This is a genomic window from Undibacterium sp. TC9W, from assembly GCF_049339865.1.
Classification (GTDB): domain Bacteria; phylum Pseudomonadota; class Gammaproteobacteria; order Burkholderiales; family Burkholderiaceae_D; genus Undibacterium.
Genome location: NZ_JBMPPJ010000053.1, coordinates 1 through 2,402 on the forward strand (window position 1 = coordinate 1; position 2,402 = coordinate 2,402).

Sequence of the window (2,402 nt, forward strand, 5' to 3'; positions counted from 1 at the left end):
GTAAGCATCCGGTGAAGTCATCTTGAAGTTAAGGGCTTAAGCGTAGATGATCGTGTCCACTTATTAAGTGGACACTTGTACATGATGGATGACGGAATCAATACGCCAAGACGGCGTCGGCGACACAGTGCCGAATTCAAGGCTCAGGTAATTCAAGCCTGCAAACAACCGGGTGTCTCAATTGCTGCCACGGCTTTGCGTTACCAGTTAAACGCCAATCAGGTCCGGATTTGGATCAAGGCTCATGATCAATTGGCGATAGAGTCAACGCAAACCGCACCGGTCGCACCAGTGTCCGAATTCATTCCAATTCCGTTGCCCGCACCGACGACGGTCTCCGCTACACCAGACATCGTCATTGAGATCAGGCGAGGGGCTGCCAACGTGACTCTGCGTTGGCCGAACGCTGCCGCTGCTGAATGTGCCAATTGGTTGCAGAATTGGTTACGATGATTCGCATTGATGCAATATGGCTGGCAACCGAACCAATTGATATGCGCGTCGGCATGGATACTGCTCTGGCCAGGGTAGTTAAAGTGTTCGGTGCAGCAAGGCCGCATCATGCCTACCTGTTTGCCAATAAGCGCTCGACCCGCATCAAAGTTCTGGTCTATGACGGATTTGGTATCTGGCTGGCAAGCCGCCGCTTGAATAAAGGTCGCTTCACTTGGCGCGATGACGGGACCGATATAGTCGGACTCAATCCCGAGCAATTAAGGGCATTAGTGACTGGCCTGCCTTGGGAGAATCTGGCCAACGGCCACATGATTTCGGTGCTGTAGTGCCGAGACTACCAAGTTGTAAACGACTGTAAACCTCTTTGATCAGATTACCTCTGCTCTGGCACACTGCCAGACATGAACTTTGCCACCTCCATCGAAGATTACACCAAGGAACAGCTGATTCAACTCCTGCTTCATCAGCAGGCAATGAATGCCAAACTGACCCATGAACTGGCCATTCTCAAGCGCCAGAAATTTGCAGCAACCAGCGAAGCCTATACCAGTGAGCAGCAACGTGAACTGTTTGAAACGCTCGACACTGACTTAGCGGCCGTCACGGCCGAAATTGAGCAATTGGTACTGACTCATCCCGCACCAGCAGAACCAAGCAAGCAGCAACCCAAACGTGTCCGGCTGCCGGTAGAACTGCCGCGCACTGATATTCATCACGAACCGGATTCAACGCTGTGCCGATGTGGTTGCCAAATGAAGCGAATCGGCGAGGATGTGTCCGAGAAACTCGATTACCAACCCGGCGTGTTCACGGTCGAACGCCATGTACGTGGCAAGTGGGTCTGCAATCCATGTGAAACATTGGTACAGGCGCCGGTTCCTGCGCAGATCATCGACAAGGGCATCCCGACCTCAGGATTGCTGGCACAAGTGCTGGTGGCCAAATATGCTGATCACTTACCTTTGTACCGCCAAAGTGGTATCTTCGAACGAGCAGGACTGGCCATTCCTGATTCCACGCTAGCCGAATGGGTGGGCCGTTGCGGTGTGGCGCTGCAGCCATTGGTGGATGCGTTAAAGCAAGAATTATTAACCGAACCTGTACTGCATGCCGATGAGACACCGCTGCCGATGCTCAAACCCGGAAACGGCAAGACACACCGCGCCTATCTGTGGAGTTATTGCAGCACTGCGCATAGTGGCATGAAGACGGTGGTATTCGACTTTGCGGAAAGTCGTGGTGGCAAGCATGCCGAACAATTCCTGGACCGGTGGCGGGGTACTTTCGTCTGCGATGACTTTCCAGGTTATAAAGCGCTGTTCAAATCCGGTATCACGGAGGCCGGCTGTATGGCGCACGCCCGACGCAGATTCCATGAGCTGTGGGCGAACCACAGCAGTCAAATCGCTGGTGAGGTACTGGATTTATTTGGTCGTCTCTATGACGTGGAGCGGGAAGTAAGCTTGCTCGACGAAGGGCAACGTCTGGCCGTTCGTCAGGCGCGGGCCAAGCCAGTTGCAGACTCCTTACATCAATGGTTGTTGATCCAACGCCAGCGAGTGCCCAGCGGCGGTGCTACATTCAAGGCAATCGAATATAGTTTAAATCGCTGGTCGGCGTTGACCCATTACCTCAATGACCCCCGAGTTCCGATCGATAACAATTGGGTTGAGAACCAGATTCGGCCCGTCGCATTGGGTCGGAAAAATTGGATGTTCGCCGGTAGCCTGCGGGCCGGCAAACGTGCAGCAGCAATCATGAGTCTGATCCATTCAGCCCGGCTCAATGGTCACGACCCTTACGGCTACATGAAGGACATACTGGAAAGACTACCGTTACAGCCATTCAGCCGCATCAACGAATTACTTCCTCATCACTGGCAACCAGCTCCATAATTTCCAGCATCACTAATGTGCTAGGTCAAGGTGTGACGGCCGGGCGCTTAC

The 2,402-nt window shown here is 53.3% G+C and carries 3 protein-coding genes; all 3 read left to right on the forward strand.

The window, feature by feature from the left end; translation table 11 throughout:
* The first annotated feature begins 81 nt into the window (after positions 1-81).
* The 3 genes from tnpA to tnpC all read left to right on the forward strand — a co-directional run bounded on the left by tnpA (position 82) and on the right by tnpC (position 2,351).
* Complete coding sequence (tnpA, locus tag ACO0LN_RS30170) at positions 82-453, forward strand: IS66-like element accessory protein TnpA (RefSeq protein ID WP_422980432.1); 372 nt, start codon at positions 82-84, stop codon at positions 451-453.
* Positions 450-782 carry an IS66 family insertion sequence element accessory protein TnpB gene (gene tnpB / locus ACO0LN_RS30175; RefSeq protein WP_422980434.1) on the forward strand — a complete coding sequence of 111 codons (333 nt, stop codon included), beginning with the start codon at positions 450-452 and terminating at the stop codon, positions 780-782. Before tnpA ends, tnpB begins: the two co-directional genes overlap by 4 nt.
* Positions 783-857: 75 nt before the next feature.
* Entirely contained in the window at positions 858-2,351 is a 1,494-nt protein-coding gene (gene tnpC / locus ACO0LN_RS30180) for an IS66 family transposase (RefSeq protein ID WP_422980436.1), read from the forward strand.
* The last annotated feature ends 51 nt before the right edge of the window (positions 2,352-2,402 follow it).